Annotated in this window: 15 protein-coding genes; 5 read left to right on the top strand and 10 right to left on the bottom strand. The window is 37.3% G+C overall.

The window, feature by feature from the left end:
• Positions 1 to 121: 121 nt before the first annotated feature.
• The gene (gene thrS / locus ACLI50_RS04065; RefSeq protein WP_227942696.1) at positions 122 to 2041 is read right to left on the bottom strand and encodes a threonine--tRNA ligase; all 1920 of its coding nucleotides are present in this window, start codon (positions 2039 to 2041) and stop codon (positions 122 to 124) included.
• Positions 2042 to 2283: 242 nt separating this feature from the next.
• Between thrS and ACLI50_RS04060 the strand changes: the two genes are divergently transcribed.
• Positions 2284 to 3258, top strand: a complete 975-nt coding sequence (locus tag ACLI50_RS04060) for a dipeptidase (RefSeq protein WP_202840163.1) — start codon at positions 2284 to 2286, stop codon at positions 3256 to 3258.
• A gap of 169 nt (positions 3259 to 3427) precedes the next feature.
• Here ACLI50_RS04060 and ACLI50_RS04055 read toward each other — a convergent pair whose 3' ends face one another.
• A complete protein-coding gene (locus ACLI50_RS04055) occupies positions 3428 to 4972 on the bottom strand; it encodes a hypothetical protein (protein WP_288444622.1) in 1545 nt (514 codons plus the stop codon).
• Positions 4973 to 5120: 148 nt separating this feature from the next.
• Between ACLI50_RS04055 and ACLI50_RS04050 the strand changes: the two genes are divergently transcribed.
• From ACLI50_RS04050 to leuB, 4 genes are read left to right on the top strand one after another with little or no spacing between them, the layout of a single operon-like run.
• Positions 5121 to 6284 (top strand): 2-isopropylmalate synthase, encoded by a 1164-nt coding sequence (locus ACLI50_RS04050; protein ID WP_082798676.1) that lies wholly within the window; start codon positions 5121 to 5123, stop codon positions 6282 to 6284.
• Between the two features lie 29 nt (positions 6285 to 6313).
• Positions 6314 to 7702 carry a 3-isopropylmalate dehydratase large subunit gene (gene leuC / locus ACLI50_RS04045; protein ID WP_216444644.1) on the top strand — a complete coding sequence of 463 codons (1389 nt, stop codon included), beginning with the start codon at positions 6314 to 6316 and terminating at the stop codon, positions 7700 to 7702.
• Between the two features lie 15 nt (positions 7703 to 7717).
• Complete coding sequence (gene leuD / locus ACLI50_RS04040; protein ID WP_062669734.1) at positions 7718 to 8326, top strand: 3-isopropylmalate dehydratase small subunit; 609 nt, start codon at positions 7718 to 7720, stop codon at positions 8324 to 8326.
• Positions 8307 to 9431, top strand: coding sequence for a 3-isopropylmalate dehydrogenase (leuB, locus tag ACLI50_RS04035; protein WP_110008826.1), 1125 nt, complete (start codon positions 8307 to 8309; stop codon positions 9429 to 9431). Before leuD ends, leuB begins: the two co-directional genes overlap by 20 nt.
• Before the next feature lie 96 nt (positions 9432 to 9527).
• On the opposite strand, the gene ACLI50_RS04030 is transcribed toward leuB, so the two are convergent.
• From ACLI50_RS04030 to ACLI50_RS03995, 8 genes are all read right to left on the bottom strand, one after another.
• Entirely contained in the window at positions 9528 to 9713 is a 186-nt protein-coding gene (locus ACLI50_RS04030; RefSeq protein WP_062669731.1) for a hypothetical protein, read from the bottom strand.
• Between the two features lie 72 nt (positions 9714 to 9785).
• On the bottom strand, positions 9786 to 10391 hold the full coding sequence (locus ACLI50_RS04025) for a DUF4230 domain-containing protein (protein ID WP_227944270.1): 606 nt from the start codon (positions 10389 to 10391) through the stop codon (positions 9786 to 9788).
• A 3-nt stretch (positions 10392 to 10394) separates the two neighbouring features.
• Complete coding sequence (locus ACLI50_RS04020) at positions 10395 to 10958, bottom strand: TlpA family protein disulfide reductase (protein WP_202840171.1); 564 nt, start codon at positions 10956 to 10958, stop codon at positions 10395 to 10397.
• Between the two features lie 3 nt (positions 10959 to 10961).
• Positions 10962 to 11429 (bottom strand): pyrophosphohydrolase domain-containing protein, encoded by a 468-nt coding sequence (locus ACLI50_RS04015; RefSeq protein ID WP_110008830.1) that lies wholly within the window; start codon positions 11427 to 11429, stop codon positions 10962 to 10964.
• Positions 11430 to 11660: 231 nt separating this feature from the next.
• Positions 11661 to 12080 (bottom strand): hypothetical protein, encoded by a 420-nt coding sequence (locus ACLI50_RS04010; RefSeq protein ID WP_343638573.1) that lies wholly within the window; start codon positions 12078 to 12080, stop codon positions 11661 to 11663.
• Between the two features lie 10 nt (positions 12081 to 12090).
• Positions 12091 to 12804, bottom strand: coding sequence for a hypothetical protein (locus ACLI50_RS04005; protein WP_411413211.1), 714 nt, complete (start codon positions 12802 to 12804; stop codon positions 12091 to 12093).
• Between the two features lie 456 nt (positions 12805 to 13260).
• On the bottom strand, positions 13261 to 15480 hold the full coding sequence (locus ACLI50_RS04000; protein ID WP_411413210.1) for a zinc-dependent metalloprotease: 2220 nt from the start codon (positions 15478 to 15480) through the stop codon (positions 13261 to 13263).
• Between the two features lie 189 nt (positions 15481 to 15669).
• On the bottom strand, positions 15670 to 18600 hold the full coding sequence (locus ACLI50_RS03995) for a reprolysin-like metallopeptidase (protein ID WP_411413209.1): 2931 nt from the start codon (positions 18598 to 18600) through the stop codon (positions 15670 to 15672).
• Positions 18601 to 18739: the final 139 nt, after the last annotated feature.

Below are 18739 nucleotides of genomic sequence, written 5' to 3'. Positions count from 1 at the left end.
TTAAATCTTTGTGCTATTGTATTATAATTTTATTGGTTAATTACTTAATTTAATTGATTTAAATATTTAAAATTGAAAGATTTTATTAATTTTTTAATCCTTCAATCTTTTTATTTAAAATTTAGATTGCTGCCTCTTTTTTGAAGTAAGCAACGAAATCCTCCAGCTTCATCGCTCCAAGATCTCCTTCACCACGTCTTCTTACAGAAATCGTGCCTTCTTTCTCTTCATTTTCTCCTACAACAAGCATGAAAGGGATTTTCTTCAATTCAGCATCACGGATCTTTTTACCTGTCTTCTCATTTCTTTCATCAATCTGACCGCTAATATCGTGATTTTCCAAAAATTGTGAAACTTTTTTTGAATAATCTACATATTTTTCACTGATTGGTAGAATAATAAACTGATCCGGGCTTAGCCATAACGGGAAATCACCTGCAGTGTTTTCCAGCAGAATAGCGATAAAACGCTCCATAGAACCGAAAGGTGCTCTGTGGATCATCACCGGTCTGTGCTTTTCATTATCATTTCCGATATAGTGAAGATCAAATCTTTCCGGTAAGTTATAATCTACCTGGATTGTTCCTAACTGCCATTTTCTTCCTAAAGCATCTTTCACCATGAAGTCAAGTTTAGGACCATAAAATGCTGCTTCTCCGTATTCGATAACTGTTTTTAAGCCTTTCTTTTCTGCTGCATTGATGATCGCACTTTCTGCTTTCTCCCAGTTTTCATCAGAACCGATATACTTTTGTTTGTTTTCAGGATCTCTTAATGAAACCTGAGTTACAAAATCTTCAAAACCTAAAGATTTGAAAACATAAAGCGTTAAATCAATTACTTTTTCAAATTCTTCAGAAAGCTGATCCGGAGTACAGAAAAGGTGAGCATCATCCTGAGTAAATCCACGAACTCTCGTTAAACCGTGAAGCTCTCCACTTTGCTCATATCTGTATACCGTACCGAATTCTGCATATCTTTTTGGTAAATCTCTGTAGCTCCATTGTGAAGTTTTGTAAATTTCACAGTGGTGAGGACAGTTCATCGGCTTCAACAGGAATTCTTCTCCTTCATTCGGCGTTTTAATCGGCTGGAAGCTGTCTTCTCCATATTTGTCCCAGTGTCCTGAAGTTACATATAATTCTTTTGCCCCGATATGTGGAGACATTACGAATTCATAACCTCCTTTTTTCTGAGCATCAGAAAGGAAATTCTCCAGTTTTCTTCTTAAAGCAGTACCTTTTGGCAGCCAAAGCGGTAAACCTGCACCTACTTTTTCAGAGAATGCGAAGATTCCAAGTTCTTTACCTAATTTTCTGTGGTCTCTTCTTTTAGCTTCTTCCAGTCTTTCAAGATATTCTGTAAGATCTTTCTGCTTCGGGAAAGAAATACCATATACTCTTGTTAATTGTGGGTTCTTTTCATTCCCTCTCCAGTAAGCTCCTGCTGCATTTAATATTTTAACCGCTTTTACGATTCCTGTATTCGGGATATGACCACCACGACATAAATCTGTGAAGTTATCGTGGGTTACAAAAGTAATTTCCCCATCATTAAGATTAGAGATCAATTCCACTTTGTAGGGGTTATCTGCATACGTCTTCAAAGCTTCTTCTTTTGAAACCGGATATAAAGAGAAGGTTGAGCCTTTCTTCGCATTTTCCAGGATCTTTTTCTCAATCTTCTCAAAATCTTTTTCAGATAGACTTTCATCCCCGAAATCTACATCATAGTAGAATCCGCTTTCGATAGCAGGACCGATGGTCAACTTAGCATCAGGATAAAACTCAAGGATTGCCTGCGCCAAAAGGTGAGCAGAAGAGTGCCAGAAAGCCTTCTTTCCAAGATCATCATTCCAGGTCAAAAGCTGTACCGTAGAATCCGTGGTTATAGGTGTGGTCGTTTCTACTTGTTTGTCATTAACAATTGCGGAAATGGTGTTTCTAGCCAATCCCTCGCTTATAGATTTTGCCACATCAAGGGGAGTCACTGCTCCCTCGAATTCTTTGACACTATTGTCTGGAAGTGTAATTTTTATCATTGTTTACTAAGAAATTTTAAGAGGCAAAAATACGGAATTTTTAGATAAAATACTATATTAGCATATATTTAGAATGAGAATTAATATTAAAAATGTAAAAGATGCAGATGGTTTTAGTCTCACTGAATTCCATATTTCGTTTTTCATAGAAAAATACCTTTGATTTTTTATTCAAGATAACACCAATATTAAGATACTTAGTCTATTTGTAAGTCTTTAAAAACAAATTAATTACAATTAATATGAATGCTATAAATGTTGACCTTCACTGCGATTTATTATGCTATTTGCTAGAGCCGGGTTCATTAATTAACGACAAAGAACTTGGATGCTCACTTCCTTATTTAAAAGAAGGAAATGTAAAGCTTCAGGTGATGGCTATATACTCCGCGACAGGGCAAAATAGTACTGCTTACGGAGCAAAACAGAGCGAAATATTTTCAGATCTCCTGCAAAATGAAAGTTTTTTCTTATTCGATGGTAACAATTATAAAAATCCTGAAAATATAGGCAAAGTAGGAGTTATCGCTTCTATTGAAAATGCATCCGGCTTCTGTGGCGAAGATGACACTTTGGAAACGGGTTTTAAAAATCTGGAAGCGATCATTGAAAAAACACAACGAATTCTTTATCTTGGAATAACCCATCATACTGAAAACCGCTTTGGAGGAGGAAATAATTCCGATGTAGGGTTGAAAGATGACGGTAAAGTTCTGCTTGACTATTTCTCAGAAAAAAACATTGCTATTGATCTTGCCCACACCAGTGATCAGCTTGCCTATGGAATTCTTAATTATATTGATCAGAGAAACTACAAAATTCCTGTTATCGCAAGCCATTCCAACTACAGACAGGTACATGATAAAAAGAGAAATCTTCCCGATGAACTGGCGAAAGAAGTGATTAAAAGAAAAGGGCTGATCGGACTCAATTTTATCCGCAATTGTGTCGATGATACAAATCCGGAAATGTTATATGAACATATTCAGTACGGCCTTGATTTGGGTGGAGAAGATGCAGTTGCGTATGGTGCCGATTTTTTCTTCTGTAAAAACCATCCTGATAAATCCCGTCATCCATTTTTCTTTAAAGGATATGATGATGCATCTGCATTTAATGCTATCAATAAAGAAATTGAGAAGCGTTTTTCACATGAACTGATGGAAAAAATCAGCCATAAAAATGCATTGAGTTTTATAAAGAAGATGTATAAATAAAATCATCATCCGATTACATCACAGCATAATTAACAGGTCGCTCCGGATGAGCGACCTGTTAATACCTAAATCTATAAAAGATTATATTAAAAAATGTTTTTTGATGTTTTATTTTACATGAAATAAAACATTGTAAATTATTGAAAAATATATTTTTATATATTCTTATTTAATGCTTTCTTTTATACTTTACTTTCTGCTTGATAATCTCAATTACGTCCACATTCTGAACTTTAGATTTAATCCATCCGTGGATGTCAATATAGAATAACGAACGTCTATAATATTCATTATTGGAATATTCTTCCAGCTTTTTATCAAAGCTTTCAAAAGCTTTTTGTCTCTGATCCGGGATTTGATTATTCAGGTTCTTAAAAAACTGAATGCTTTCAAAATGGAATTCTTCCGGCTTTTTCATTTTCTTCGCAAATTTCAAAGTAGAAGCAATAAATTCATCATAATCTTCATCATTGCCAGACTCATATTTTGCCATTAAGATCAGAATTCTTGTATGGAACAAGAGGTCTTCCTGTACATTTCCTTTGGATTCTATAACCCTCATAGAATATTCAATGGACTTTTCAAACATTTTACTTCCGAAGAACATGGCGGCCATTTTAAGGTAAAGAATCATAAAATGGTGCTCATCAATCCTCTCTCTGAGCTTTTCCATTTTTAATTCCACTTCAGGAATAAGTTTGGTTCCTGTGAAGAATTCTCCTTTTACAAAGTGAATATTCATCAGCGTATTGTACTGAGTAAGAAAAATAAGAGACTGAAGGTTCTCATTCTGAACAAAATTCTCCGAATGAACCATTGTATTGAAGTTCTGGAAATGTTCCTCCAGAATATCAATATTTCCGTATAAAAACAAAATTTTCAGCAAATACGTATTCCCTTTGATATACCAGACAGGATGGCTATAGATCATTTCAGGTTTCTTGTGAAAAAGATCGACCCATTGATAAGCATATTTCAAGGTATATTTATAGTCTTGTAAAAGCTGGTTTTTCCAGACATGGGCTTTGTAATACCATAATTTCTCTGTGAAATTCAATTTCTCAGGATTAATGTTTTTAATCTCGGAGTTAAAAACGTCCATGACTTCCTGCCGGTCTGCATCGTTTTTTACATAACCATGGGTCAGCATTTCGCTATATAATTTCAACGAAAGATTGGATAATTTTGTTGTATAACGATTTTGTTTACTGATCTCCTGAGATTGTTTGATAAGCTCTTCTGCACGGCCTTCGATACTTCGTGTAATGAATTGTGATTCAATTACTTTTTCAAGGTCGATAATCTCCGAAGCGATACTTTTTTCATCCAGTTCCAGTGCCGTTTGTTTGGTTTTATCCAATATTTTTAAAGCCTGCTTGTAAAGCCCTTTCTGATACAGAATGTTGGCGAAATCCAACTGTTCACGAAGCTGGATTCTGTAGTTCTGATGACTCGGGTTCATTCGAAGGCTTACAAGAATCTGTTTATAAAGATGGGCTTTAAGATTAGAAAGCTGTTGTTTTGTAGATATCTTTTTCTCAATAATAATACTTTCATCATATTCTTTCATCTTATCCATCTCAGAAAATAACAATAGGAATTTGGCATCTACGTTAATTCCGAGGCGGTTTACGTAGAGCTTAAACTGTCTTTTTTCAGAGGTCGTCAATGACTTTACCAATACAAACAAAAAATCTTTCTGCAATTCTGCCATTGTAAATTTTGGGGAATTAAATTATTGATTAACAAATAAATATAATTGTTTTCTAAGCTGTTGAATATTGTAATTTTCAGAAAAAGTGAAAAAGAAAAAATATCGCAAGCTGTAGTTTTGATCCAAAATTAAGTAAAAAACTTCACTTATGAATTCCGAAAAAATCGAAATATTTGATACGACACTGAGAGATGGGGAGCAGGTTCCGGGATGTAAACTGAATACGGAACAGAAGCTGATTATTGCTGAAAGGCTTGACGAATTAGGAATTGATATCATTGAAGCAGGATTCCCGATTTCCAGCCCGGGAGATTTTGAATCAGTTTCAGAAATTTCAAAACTGGTGAAAAATGCAAAGGTATGCGGACTCACAAGAGCGAACAAAAAAGATATTGATGTAGCAGCAGAAGCGCTGAAGTTGGCAAAGAAACCAAGAATCCATACAGGAATCGGGACTTCGGATTCTCATATTAAATACAAATTCAACTCAACAAGAGAAGATATTATTGAGAGAGCAGCAGAAGCAGTAAAATATGCGAAAACATATGTTGAAGACGTTGAATTTTATGCTGAAGATGCAGGAAGAACGGATAATGAATATCTGGCGAGAGTGTGTGAAGCGGTGATCAAAGCAGGAGCAACTGTCCTGAATATTCCTGATACCACAGGATATTGCCTGCCGGAAGAGTATGGTCAGAAAATAAAATATCTTAAAGAAAATGTAAAGGGAATTGAAAAAGCAGTGCTTTCATGTCATTGCCATAACGATCTGGGACTGGCTACTGCCAATTCTATTGCCGGAGCAATTAATGGAGCCCGCCAGATTGAATGTACGATCAACGGATTGGGTGAAAGGGCAGGAAATACAGCACTGGAAGAAGTCGTCATGATTTTAAAACAGCATAAAAATCTGAATCTGCATACTGATGTGAATTCCAGAATGCTGAATGAAATGAGTGCTATGGTTTCTGATCTGATGGGAATGTCTGTACAACCAAACAAAGCCATCGTAGGAGCTAATGCCTTTGCTCACAGCTCAGGAATTCATCAGGATGGGGTGATTAAAAACAGGGAAACATATGAAATTATAGATCCTGCAGAAGTAGGTGTGAATGCCTCTTCAATCATTCTTACAGCAAGAAGCGGACGTTCAGCATTGGCTTACCGTTTCAAGCATATCGGTTATGAGGTTACCAAAAATGAACTTGATTATCTGTATCAGGAATTTTTGAAAATCGCTGACCTTAAAAAAGAAATAGACAACGATGATCTGAGTGTTATGATGGATTCTTTCGCCAGAAAAATAGGATAGGTTTGATTTAAATCAAGATAAAGTAAACAATGAACAACAGTAAAAAGACACTTTTTGATAAAGTATGGGACGCCCATGTGGTAGAAACCATTCCTGACGGACCTCAGATCATTTATATCGACAAACATCTTATTCATGAGGTAACCAGCCCTCAGGCTTTTGCAGAACTTGAATCCAGAAATCTGGAAATCTTCAGACCGGAACAGATTGTAGCTACCGCGGATCACAATGTACCTACCTTGCATCAGGATCAGCCTATTAAAGATGATCTTTCAAGAAATCAGGTAGAACAGCTTACAGAAAACTGTAAAAAAAATAATATTGAACTTTTCGGATTGGGACATCAATATCAGGGAATTGTTCATATCATCGCTCCGGAATTAGGGATTACCCAGCCGGGAATGAGCATTGTGTGTGGTGACAGCCATACCTCTACCCATGGTGCATTTGGCTCAATTGCCTTTGGGATTGGAACCAGCCAGGTAGCTCAGGTATTTGCCAGCCAGTGTTTATTACTGAACAAGCCGAAATCAATGAGAATTACCGTCAATGGTAAATTAAACGAAAATGTTCAGCCTAAAGATGTGATTCTTTATATCATTTCAAAAATAGGAACAGACGGCGGAACAGGATATTTCTGCGAATATGCAGGTAATGTCTTCGAAGAAATGTCAATGGAAGGAAGAATGACGGTCTGCAACATGAGTATTGAAATGGGTGCGAGGGGCGGAATGATTGCTCCGGATGAAACTACTTTTGAATACGTAAAGGGAAGAAAATTCGCCCCGGAAGGAGAAGACTGGAATGAAAAAGTAGCCTATTGGAGAACCTTGAAAACAGATGAAGGCGCTGTTTTTGATCAGGAACTCAGCTTTGATGCTTCGGATATTTATCCTATGATTACCTACGGTACTAATCCAGGAATGGGGATTTCAATCCGCGAAGTGATTCCGGCACCGCAAAATGAATCTGAAGAGAAAGCTTTACAATATATGGGACTGGAAGCCGGACAGGCAGTTAACAGTATCAAGGTTAATTATGTGTTCATAGGAAGCTGTACCAATGCAAGAATAGAAGATTTCCGTTCTGCAGCCCAGTATATTAAAGGGAAAAGCAAATCTGAGGCTGTAAAAGCGCTGATTGTTCCCGGATCTCAACAGGTGGTTAAACAGATTTATGAGGAAGGTTTGGATAAAATATTCAGTGATGCAGGATTTCAGATTCGTCAGCCGGGATGTTCGGCATGTCTGGCGATGAATGATGATAAAATCCCGGAAGGAGAATATTGTGTTTCCACTTCCAACAGAAACTTTGAAGGCAGACAGGGACAAGGTTCAAGGACAATTCTTGCCAGCCCGCTTACCGCAGCAAAAGCAGCCATAGAAGGTAAAATATCAGCTTTTGAAAGTTTAAACTAAACAGATTAAAAGTAAATGCAAAAATTAGTTGTTTTAAAATCCCGCGCAGTTCCACTGCCGGCAGAAAATATAGATACAGACCAGATTATTCCGGCAAGATTCCTGAAAAGTATAGACCGAAAAGGGTTCGGAGAGAATCTGTTCAGAGACTGGAGATTCAATATTCATACTGGGGAACCTAATCCGGACTTTGTTTTAAACAATCCCAAATTCGGTGGTGAGATTCTTGTTGCAGGAAATAATTTCGGTTGTGGAAGCAGTCGTGAGCATGCAGCCTGGTCTTTAACGGATTATGGATTCAAGGTCATTGTTTCAAGTTATTTCGCAGATATCTTTAAAGGAAATGCTTTGAATAACGGGCTTCTTCCTGTAAAAGTTTCCGAAGAATTTTTAAAAGAAATTTTAGAGGGTATCAATGAAAATCCTGATAATGAAATCGCTATTGATGTAGAACTACAGTCCATCAGCTTTAAAGATACCACAGAAACCTTTGAATTAGATTCTTATAAAAAAATATGCCTGCTGAACGGCTATGACGATATTGATTTTTTAATCAGCAGAAAGCAGACGATCACAGAATTTGAATTAAAAACACAAAAAGCAAATGAGCGACAATTATTTTAAAATCGCGGTTCTTCCCGGAGATGGGATTGGCCCGGAAATCATCGGTGAAAGCATTAAAATATTAGATGCTATTGCTGAAGCTTTTCAATGTAAATTCCATTTTGAATATGGATTAATCGGTGCAGAGGCTATTTTTAAAACTGGAAATCCTTTGCCCGAAGAAACGCTGAAAATCTGTAAAGAGTCTGATGCTGTACTGTTCGGAGCTATTGGTGATCCGGTTTTTGATAATAATCCGGAAGCGAAAGTAAGACCTGAACAGGGATTATTGAAACTTCGCAAGGAGTTAGGATTGTTTGCCAATATCCGTCCTTTAAAAACCTATGCCTCTCTCATTGATAAAAGCCCATTGAAAAGAGAAATTATTGAAGGCGCTGACATTCAGATTTTCAGAGAACTGGTAAGCGGAATCTATTTCGGTGAAAAATTTACAGATCCGGAAGGTGCTTACGCTTATGATGTCTGCAAATACAGCCGTGAAGATATTATTCCGATTGCGCATATGGCATTTCAGGAAGCGCAGAAAAGAAAGAAAAAGCTTACGCTTATCGATAAAGCCAATGTTTTGGATACGTCAAGATTGTGGAGAAAGACGTGTCAGGAAATTGCACCGGAATATCCGGATGTGGAGCTTGATTATATGTTTGTAGATAACGCAGCCATGCAGCTGATCCTTAATCCTAAGCATTTTGATGTCATTGTAACGGAAAATATGTTTGGTGATATTATTTCCGATGAAGCAAGTGTGATCGGAGGTTCTATCGGATTATTACCATCTGCTTCAGTAGGAGAGAAGAATGCTTTGTTTGAGCCTATTCACGGATCTTATCCACAGGCGAAAGGGAAAGGAATTGCCAATCCTGTTGCTTCTATTTTAAGTGTGGCGATGATGCTGGATCATCTTGGTTTAAAGACCGCAGCCGAAAAATTAAGACAGTCGGTAGAGCATGCTATTGAGAATAAGTATGTCACAATCGATCTTAATAGCAAACAGTATTACTCCACAAGTGAAGTGGGAAGCTTTATTGCCGATCATATCAGATATTCTGAAAAGTCTTATTACAATTTTGAAAATATTAAGATCGGAAAATCGACCATTGTATAGAAACAAAAGTTCAGTTAGATAGTTAGAAAGAAAAGTTCCGCCTCGTATGAGACGGAACTTTTCGTTTTTCCTTATAATAAAGCCTTAAAAGCTCTTTTATTTTTTTGTGTTATCCGTTTTTCCTGATTTGTTTTTGGAAGACTTCTGAACATCTTCTTTGTCAATATCAGGTGGATTGGTCTTTTTTGATGCTGCAGGAATATTCTGGAAATCCTGATTTTGCTTTTGGGTTTCTGCGGTATTGGCAGATTCTTTCCTGGTGGTTTTTCCTTTTGTATCCATGAGTTTGAATTTTAAATGTAAACAATATGGATAGTATCATTCAAAGGGTTTGCCAAACAGAAATATTTTAACCTAAAGTCCCAGAATACCAATTTTCCCCGTTTTATCTTCTATTTCATAATTCAAAGCCTTGGCCAGAACAAAAATATTATTCAGGTTTTCCATGAGTTGTTTGCGGCCTTCACTTCTCAGTTGATTCTGATCAATTGATTTCTCTGCGGTTTCCTTAGCTTTAGCGGTAACATTTTTAATATCCTTCTCCGAAATCCTGTTAAAAAAAGAATCATCCAAAGACTGAATTTCAACGCTAGGTGTAATTCTGATTTCAGCATCAGGAAGCTCGGTAATCACCAGCTTTTTGTTGATGGAATCTACTTCAATCTTCATTTTGTTGAGATCATAAGAAACCTGTGCATTAGTCTTTGTGTAGGTAATAATACTGTTGCTGGAAACTTCTTTTCCAAAAACCTCATAACCCATTTTGGTTTTCTGCATGCTGGATGTATTCTGTTCCATGACCACCATCTTATTCATCTTGGAAATCTGATTGGTCAGGATATAATAATCTGACTTTTCAGTTTTATTTCCAAGGTTCAGGCAGGATTTCAGGCCAAAAAAGAGCAGTACCATTGCGCCGGCACCTGCAGCAAAAGATAATATTGTTCTATAATTTCTCAAAATCTATTTAAAAATTTCTTTGATAACAGACGAATCGTTCTTTTTCAGAATTTGAACCAAATCCCTTTCAATATATCCTGTCGTAGGCATTTCGATAATTCTGCCCACTTCTTTTCCATATCTTTTCAGGATAATGGTAGGAACTTTCTGAAGATTGTAAAGACTTTCATCCCCGGTAGGAGATTCTTTCTTACGGTTAACAGCAATAATATTCAATTTACTTTCCGGATAACTTACGGCTTCCAATATTTTCATCAGTCTTGGAAAATCTCTGTGGCTGTCTTCACACCAGGTTCCCATGAAAACGATAATATCATAGGTTCCGATTTTCTCTTTTTTTAATTCACTGACTGCCTTTTGATCAAGAACATACTCATCATGTTCTTTCACATACCAATCTGCATAAGGAGCTTTTAAAAACTGCTCTTTCAACTGGTTTCCCAAAAGCATTTTGCCATCATTCTGGGTTTCAACTTCACGGTTTACCACTACTTTTTGTGCAGTAAGCTGCTGTGAAGCCAAAAACAAGGTTGAAAAGGCAACAATATTGGTAATAATTTTTTTCATATTTTATTTTTCGATAATTGATTTTAAATCAGCAGGAGAGTAGTATTTGTTTTTTAATACTTTATGATCTGCCTTTCTGTAAACATTAAATTTTTCTCCGGACTTTTCATAAAAAGATTCTACTTCCTTCGCTTTGTAAAATTCTACAGTTTCCTCTGCCTGTTCTTCATTATCACATGCTTTCGACATATTGGAGCGTTGAACTTCGTTGAATAGCTCTACAAATTTGTTGCCAAGTCCGAATTCCAGTACCGCACCACTCAAAACATACTGAAGATCACACAATGCATCAGCAATTTCTACAATATTATTGTCAGCAATTGCCTGCTTCAGTTCGTTTAATTCTTCCTGTAAAAGTTCTACTCTCAGATTGCATCTTTCCGGAGAAGGAATTTGTGGGGTATCTAAAATAGGGGCTTTGAAAGTAGTATGGAATTCTGCTACTTGGTTCAGACTATCAATTTTATCCATGAATTTTTTTATTTCCCACAAAGATAGAAAAGGATTTGCAAAATGTGAAATGTACAGCAGGAAATGTAAAAATAAAGTGTCTGGGAAAATGTTTTTGAATATACAATCCTATCTTTAAACCAAAAACTGCAAAAATCTGTATTATCAATGGGGAAATTTTATCCATGAAAATTAAAAAACCACAACTGTAAAAATTGTGGTTTTATTTTGAAGTGATTCAATTATACTCAATTATTTAGATTCTTCATATTTCCAGACTCCGGAGATGGTAAGTATCATCAAACCCGGCTGCTTTTCTCCATAGCTGAATAGACAGATGAACCTGGAATGACAGGAAGAACAGTCGGTTCCAAAATATAAAGTTGGCAGATCGTTGACTGTCAATTCTCCGAAATGAAACATTCTTTGAGAGGTTCCGTTGATCATTCCGTGGTTTAGCAATTCATTTTTAGATACTACTTTATCTTCATGATACAGCTGCAGAACAGGAAATCCTGATTCATAAGGTGCTATTGCAATTCTATTTTTGTTTCCGCAATGAGAGCAGGTGAAAGTGGTTGTTGCTGATGGGAGAGCTTCATCATTGATAAAGACGTTTTTTTCAACAGAAGCTTTCCCGGTAATGTTTATTTTTTCTGATAATGAATACATCTGAGCAGATTTATGGCTGAATAACTGTGCCTGCTAAGTTAGGATATTTTCCGCTTGGGCTTCTCTTAATGGTAATTTTAATATAGCCTTCTTCTGCCAGCTTATTCCATGTTTTCTGGTAACCTGTATTGATATCGAGAGGAATTTTCCACATCGTTTGTTTACCTTTTCCTGCCTGGCTGAACCACGGAATAATGTCTGCTGTCTGGGTTTTAAACTGCATGGAGTTGTTCAGTACATCAATTTCATAATAAAAATCGTATTTGTCTTCAGGCTGGTTTAGAGCTCTTTGTGTAAAAGTATAAACATATCCGTTGATGATAGGGCTTGTAAAGCTTCCTCCTAATGTAGGAACCCCGGTTCCGTTATAACTGCCGACTGCACCGCTGTATCTGTCGAACTTCTGCCCAACCTGTAAAGGAACATCATCAACAATATTATAACCTCCGTTGGCAGGCGGCCATCCGCCATTTAAATTATTAGCCTTAAAAAGAGATTCCAGCTCGCTCCATTTTCCTCTTTTGTATAAATCATAAGCTTGATTTCTTATGGCTTGGCTTACCGAATTATTGGAGTCATAGGTTACTGCCAGTTCATCTGCATTTTTGTAGAATACGGTGGTCACATCCGGATTGACGTCTATTACTTCATCATCGTCAGAGCTACAGGCAACCGAGAACGAAGTAATGGCTAGAAAAAAAATGTACTTAAATAAATGTTTCATATTAAAAATTTTAAATATTTTAAAATTACAGAGGTATTTGAAGGGTACCTTTTTGAAACATCGTTTTCCTGATAAAGATCTTAAGTAAATACTGACGTAAGTATTGCTGATGTTTTCCAATCTATAGCAGAAATTTTAAGGACCGGAATCTGGATTAATAATGTGATTTTTGACCGTAAATAACCAATTCATGCCAAAATAAATTCAAAAGAAGCAATAACATCAGATGTCAAAAACGATCTGGAGCTCCCTTAAATACAATCTGGGTAAACGGTACAATGAAATATTGTTATGCGATAAATTTAAATTAAAAAACTTAAATGCTGGTAGTTTTATCTAAAATAAATTATTATTCTGAAATTAATTGTAATGATAAATAGATTTAAGATCATATTTTGTATTTCACTAAATAAAAAAGCTGCCCAAATGAGCAGCTTATTGTTTGAACTTTATTTTTTACTTTTTAATAAATTGTTTTGTAAATCCTGCGATTTGGATGATGTAAGTTCCATTGGTTAGTTTATTGACATTAACCGTTCCGCTTTCAAGGTTTCCTCCACTTACAAGCCTGCCGGACATGTCGTAGATTTTATATTCTTCATTACTGGTATTGGTAAGGGTAAGAATATTTTTTGCAGGATTGGGATACAGTTTGATTTCTGTAGAGGATGGAGCAGCATCTTCATTAGAATTTTTTACAGAAATATTGGCATTATTGATATCAAAGAAAATATGATGGCTTCCTTTGATCATTATTCTTCCGGAGTTGGTTAAAGTATCAGGAATTGTAATATTCTCCGAACCATCATTAGGAGTTCCGGTCAAAAGTGTCGTCCATGTGCTGCCGTTATCTGTTGACCAGAGGATATCTACATTGGCGGTATTCACACCATTTGCTGTAGTGCCTGCTACATCCCATGTAACCGTTTGTGAGCTTCCTTTTACATAAGAAACAGCAGTGTTTTGTGAGGTTATCATAAATGGTCCGGCTGCCGGATCAACAGTGAGTTTTGTATCATCAGAATTGTTGCCTCCGCCTCCGGCTTTATTATCGCGAACAGTAAGTCTGAAATTTAAAGCTCTGGCTACAGAAGGAAGTGCTTCAACATCTATTTCTGTTCCTGCTGTTTTGAGAGAACCTGCCAGAATGGAGGACATTGTCGGAAAATATCTTACCGGAGAAGCTGAAGGTCTCCATGATCTGAATACTGGCCCCCGAGTTTTTGATTCCTGTGCTGCAGAATTAGCTCCTGTTTCAGAAGAAGTTCCTTTATCCATCTGTTCCCAGATATAGGTAAGCTGGTCTCCGTCAGCATCAGTTCCTGATCCGGTAAGCATAAAAGGAGTACTTTTAGGAATAATATAATCAGGACCCGCATTGGCTGTAGGAATTGAGTTACCGGTACTGGTATTTACAGAACAGGTTTTTGCTTTGATATTATTGGTGATCTGTTCAATGCTTATGGCATGAAAAAACGGATCAGAGTTATTCTGAACATCATAACTGGTGACACCCGCATAGCCCATAATGGTAGATCCTGAACCTGGCTCCACAGATTTTAAATCCGGTTCAACGCGATAAGAAGATGTATGATTTCCGCCGAACTGATGTCCCATTTCATGAGCTACAAAATCGATATCAAAAGTGTCTCCCGAAGGATTACCGTTGGCCGGAGAAGTGTATCCGCTTCCCTTATAGCTGCTTGGGTAGGTTATACCCTGACTTTGGTAAGTAGACATGTCATTGTCACAAATACATCCGATACATCCTGCATTGCCGCCACCACCGTCTCTGCCAAAAAGGTGTCCTATGTCAAAATTATTATTTCCGATGGAAGAGCTCAGATTGTTCATCAGCTCCAGATTCCAGTTTTTCATTTGTGAAGAGGAAGAATAAGGATCTGTAGCGGCATCGGTATAGATAAGATCATCATTATTGGCAATCAGGACCATTCTCGCTGCAAAATCATTTTCAAAAATACCATTCACGCGGGTCATGGTATTATTCATGGCTGCTAAAGCCTGAGCTTTTGTTCCTCCAAAATAAGAAGTATATTCTCCTGTGCAGGAAAGTGCAAGTCTGAACGTTCTTAATGTAGCATCATCCGCATTTTTATGGGTTACGACATTTAAATTACCTTTTTGAGCAGCATCAGAAACTGTACATTCGAGTTTGTTCAAATGGTCTTTTCTGTCAGACTTTTTATAAACAATATAAGTGGAAAGGTCTTTGGTATAAGGCTGAATAAAAACGGCAGATTGATCTTTGTAGATTTCCATAGAAGATAATCCTAAAGGAGAGATGCTGAAATAAACTTTTGAAGCAGGATCTTCGACACCTTCACCGATATAAGATTTGATATCCGGATATTTAGAAGCGAGTTCCGGTTCAAAATTAGAATTTTCCGTTACCCTGAAACTTTCCATTCTCCCTGTTGAATTGGGAAAAAAGATAATGACTTCGGATTGCCCTGCTAATCTTTTTGGAGCCTTTGCTAATACATTTTTTAATCCGCTTATATTCAGATGAAAAAGCTGCGGATCTTCAAAAACTGACATATTTTCAAGAACGGGAGAGGATATTTTAATGGAGCTTGAAGTCCATAAACGATCGGTCTGTGCAAAAGAAATACCCGACAATGCGAGCATTCCCGTCATCAATAATTGTTTTTTCACTTACATGTATTTTCGGCAAAAATACTAAAAAAACTTACTGAAAATGTATTCTTTATATGAATTTTTTATCGGATATACCGATACGAAAAGGTGATAAAGTGAGAGATGGTATAAAATTTAAAAAAAAGAAAAACCGTTCTGTGCAGAACGGTTTTTCACATCGTTTAATTTTAAAAAGTCTATTCGTTACTAATTTTTAATAAATCTCTTAGAAGATTCTCCAATTTGAATCATATAAGCTCCTTTGATAAGGTTGCTTACATTCACAGAGCCCCTTTGAAGTTTTCCTGAGTCAATTAGTTTTCCACCCATATCGAAGATCTTATAATCTTCTGATGCTGTATTGGAAATATATAGTATATCTCTCACAGGGTTTGGATAAAGCTTCACATCCGTGATCAGATCATTTGTATTATGAAGATCTCCTTTTCCTGAAGAAACAATATTAAGGGTGTAATCTTCCACCTGTCCGTAAGTGAATGCTTCACATGAAGATGTAGGAATTGAGCTGTACTTCATCATTACTCTCATTCTAGTAGATCCAACTGTGGCAGTAGCAGGAATTGTAATAGATCCTGTAACAGGGCTGGTTGTAGAACCTGCTTTTGTCCATGCCAGCTCTCCGCTGTCTGTGAAGTCTCCGTCTCCGTTATAATCAATATAAACTGCGTAGGCTTCGCTGTATTTTGTAGAAGTCCACACCGGAGTAATGGAAATTGTATAAGCACTTCCTCTTGTAACATTGGTAGAAACTGAAGTGAAGTTTTCGTATCCTGCAGTTCCTGTAGACGTATTATTGATAGATCCGAATGTCACATTTCCAATTCTCTCATCTGCTGTATTTGAGGCCGAAGAAGAACAATAAGTAACTGTTCCTCCGGAAAGAGTTGTAACACTTACGGTGTTGCTGGAAACAGAAGCATTTCCTGCCGCATCTTTTGCTTTCACAGAGAAAGAATACGTAGTTGCCGGTGTAAGTCCTGTTACAGTATATGTAGTAGAAGCCGTAGAACCAATTAATGAAGCTCCCTGGTATACATCGTATCCGGTAACACCAACATTATCTGTAGCTCCAGACCATGAAAGGTTAGTGGTTGTAGCTGTAGTTCCTGAAGCAGCAAGGGTAGGAGCTGTAGGAGCAACCGTGTCAGGAGTTCCGGAACCTGCATTTACAGAGATGTTAGCATTGTTAACATCAAAGAAAATGTGATTTGATCCTTTTACCATAATTCTTCCTGTCGTTGTATTGGCATTAGGAATGGTCACTGCCTGTGAGCCATCATTCGGAGTTCCTGCCAATAGAGTAGTCCATGTATTTCCACTGTCTGTTGACCAGAGGATATCCACATTAGCAGCATTTACACCGTTGGCTGTAGTTCCTGCCACATTCCATGTTACTGTCTGAGAACTTCCTCCGGCGTATGTTGTTGCAGAGTTCTGTGAAGTGATATTGAATGGTCCGGCAGTTCCGTTAACAGTGATAACAGCATCATCGGAATTATTTCCTGAACCTCCTGCTTTGTTATCACGAACAGTAAATCTGAAGTTTAATGTTCTGGCAACTGAAGAAAGAGCCTCAACTGTGATTTCAGAACCTGCGGTAGTGGTGGCACCTGCTAAAACAGAAGCCATTCTTGGGAAATATCTTACCGGTGCAGTAGTAGGAGTCCATGATCTGAAGTTAGGTCCTGAAGCTTTTGTAGCACTTGCAGCGGAACTTGCTCCTGTCTGGGAAGAAGAAGCGTTGTCCATTTGTTCCCAGATATAGGTTAAAGAATCTCCGTCAGCATCTGTTCCTGTACCTGTAAGAACAAACGGAGTTCCTTTTGGAATGGTATAATCTAATCCTGCATTAGCTGTAGGAATTGCATTTCCGGTGTTGGTATTAACAGAGCAGGTTTTAGCTTTAATATTATTGGTGATCTGCTGGATGCTTATTGCATGGAAAAATGCGTCAGAATGCGGTTGAATATCCTGGCTGGTAATTCCTGCATAACCCATGATTGTTGATCCTGATCCTGGCTCCATATTGGCACCTGTACCTTCATTGTTCATGGAGAAGGTGTGGTTTCCACCGAACTGGTGTCCCATTTCATGAGCTACGTAGTCGATATCAAAATTGTCTCCCGAAGGAATAGCATCTGCCGGAGAGGTATATCCGCTTCCTTTTGATCCGTTTGTACAGATACAGCCGATACAGCCTGCATTTCCTCCACCTCCGGAAGCTCCGAACAAGTGACCGATGTCATAATTAGCTTCTCCAATTACAGACGTTAAAGTGCTTTGCAGCTGGGAATTCCAGTTGCTCATTCCTGAAGCTGCGGAATAAGGGTCTGTAGATGCATTGGTGTAGATGACAGCGTCATTGTTGGCGATAAGAACCATTCTCGCTGCGAAATCTTTTTCAAATACACCGTTTACACGGGTCATTGTAGTATTCATCGCTGCTAAAGCCTGAGCTTTTGTTCCTCCGAAATACGTGGTGTATTCACCTGTGCAGGACAGTGCCAGTCTGAATGTTCTCAGTTTGGCATCATCAGCATTAGGTCTTGCAGCAAGAGAAGAATTGGAAACTCCTTTCTGTGCGGCATCTACCACTGTACATTCAAACTTGTTGAGATCATCTTTTTTGTCAGATTTTCTGTATACTACATACGAAGAAAGATCTTTGGTGTAAGGCTCGATGAAAACGGCCGATTTATCACCATAAATTTCCATGGAGGACAGTCCTAGCGGAGAAACACTGAAATAGACTGTGGAATTAGGATCATCCAGACCTTGTCCCACATAGGATTTGATGTCCGGATATTTGGCTGCCAGCTCAGGGGCAAAATTGGAATTCTCCCTCACTTTAAAATTTTCCATTCTGCCTTCAGAATTTGGAAAAGAAATAATGATTTCAGATTTTTCGCCTGCAGCCAGCCTTTTGGGAGCTTTTGCCAGAATGTTTTTCAATCCGTTGATATCCAGGTTGTAAACCTTTGGATTGCTGATACTGGTTTTGTTTTCAAAGATCTCTGATGAAGTTCTTTTTGAACCTTCAGACCAAAGACGGTCAGTCTGTGCGAAAGAAATACCCGAAATAAGGAGCATTCCAATCAGCGTTAATTGTTTTTTCATATTAAATATTAAATTTGATTGTGGAATGTCAAATCTAATAAAAAATTTATTACGAAAAACAAAATTTTTTAAGGAATATTTAGACTTTGTATATAATATATTATGTAATACATTGTATATAATGGAAAATGCTCATTAA

The sequence above is a fragment of the Chryseobacterium cupriresistens genome, assembly GCF_046614675.1.
Lineage (GTDB): Bacteria > Bacteroidota > Bacteroidia > Flavobacteriales > Weeksellaceae > Chryseobacterium > Chryseobacterium cupriresistens.
The sequence above is the reverse complement of the archived record's forward strand: the minus strand, read 5'-3'. Positions and strand labels throughout refer to the sequence as shown.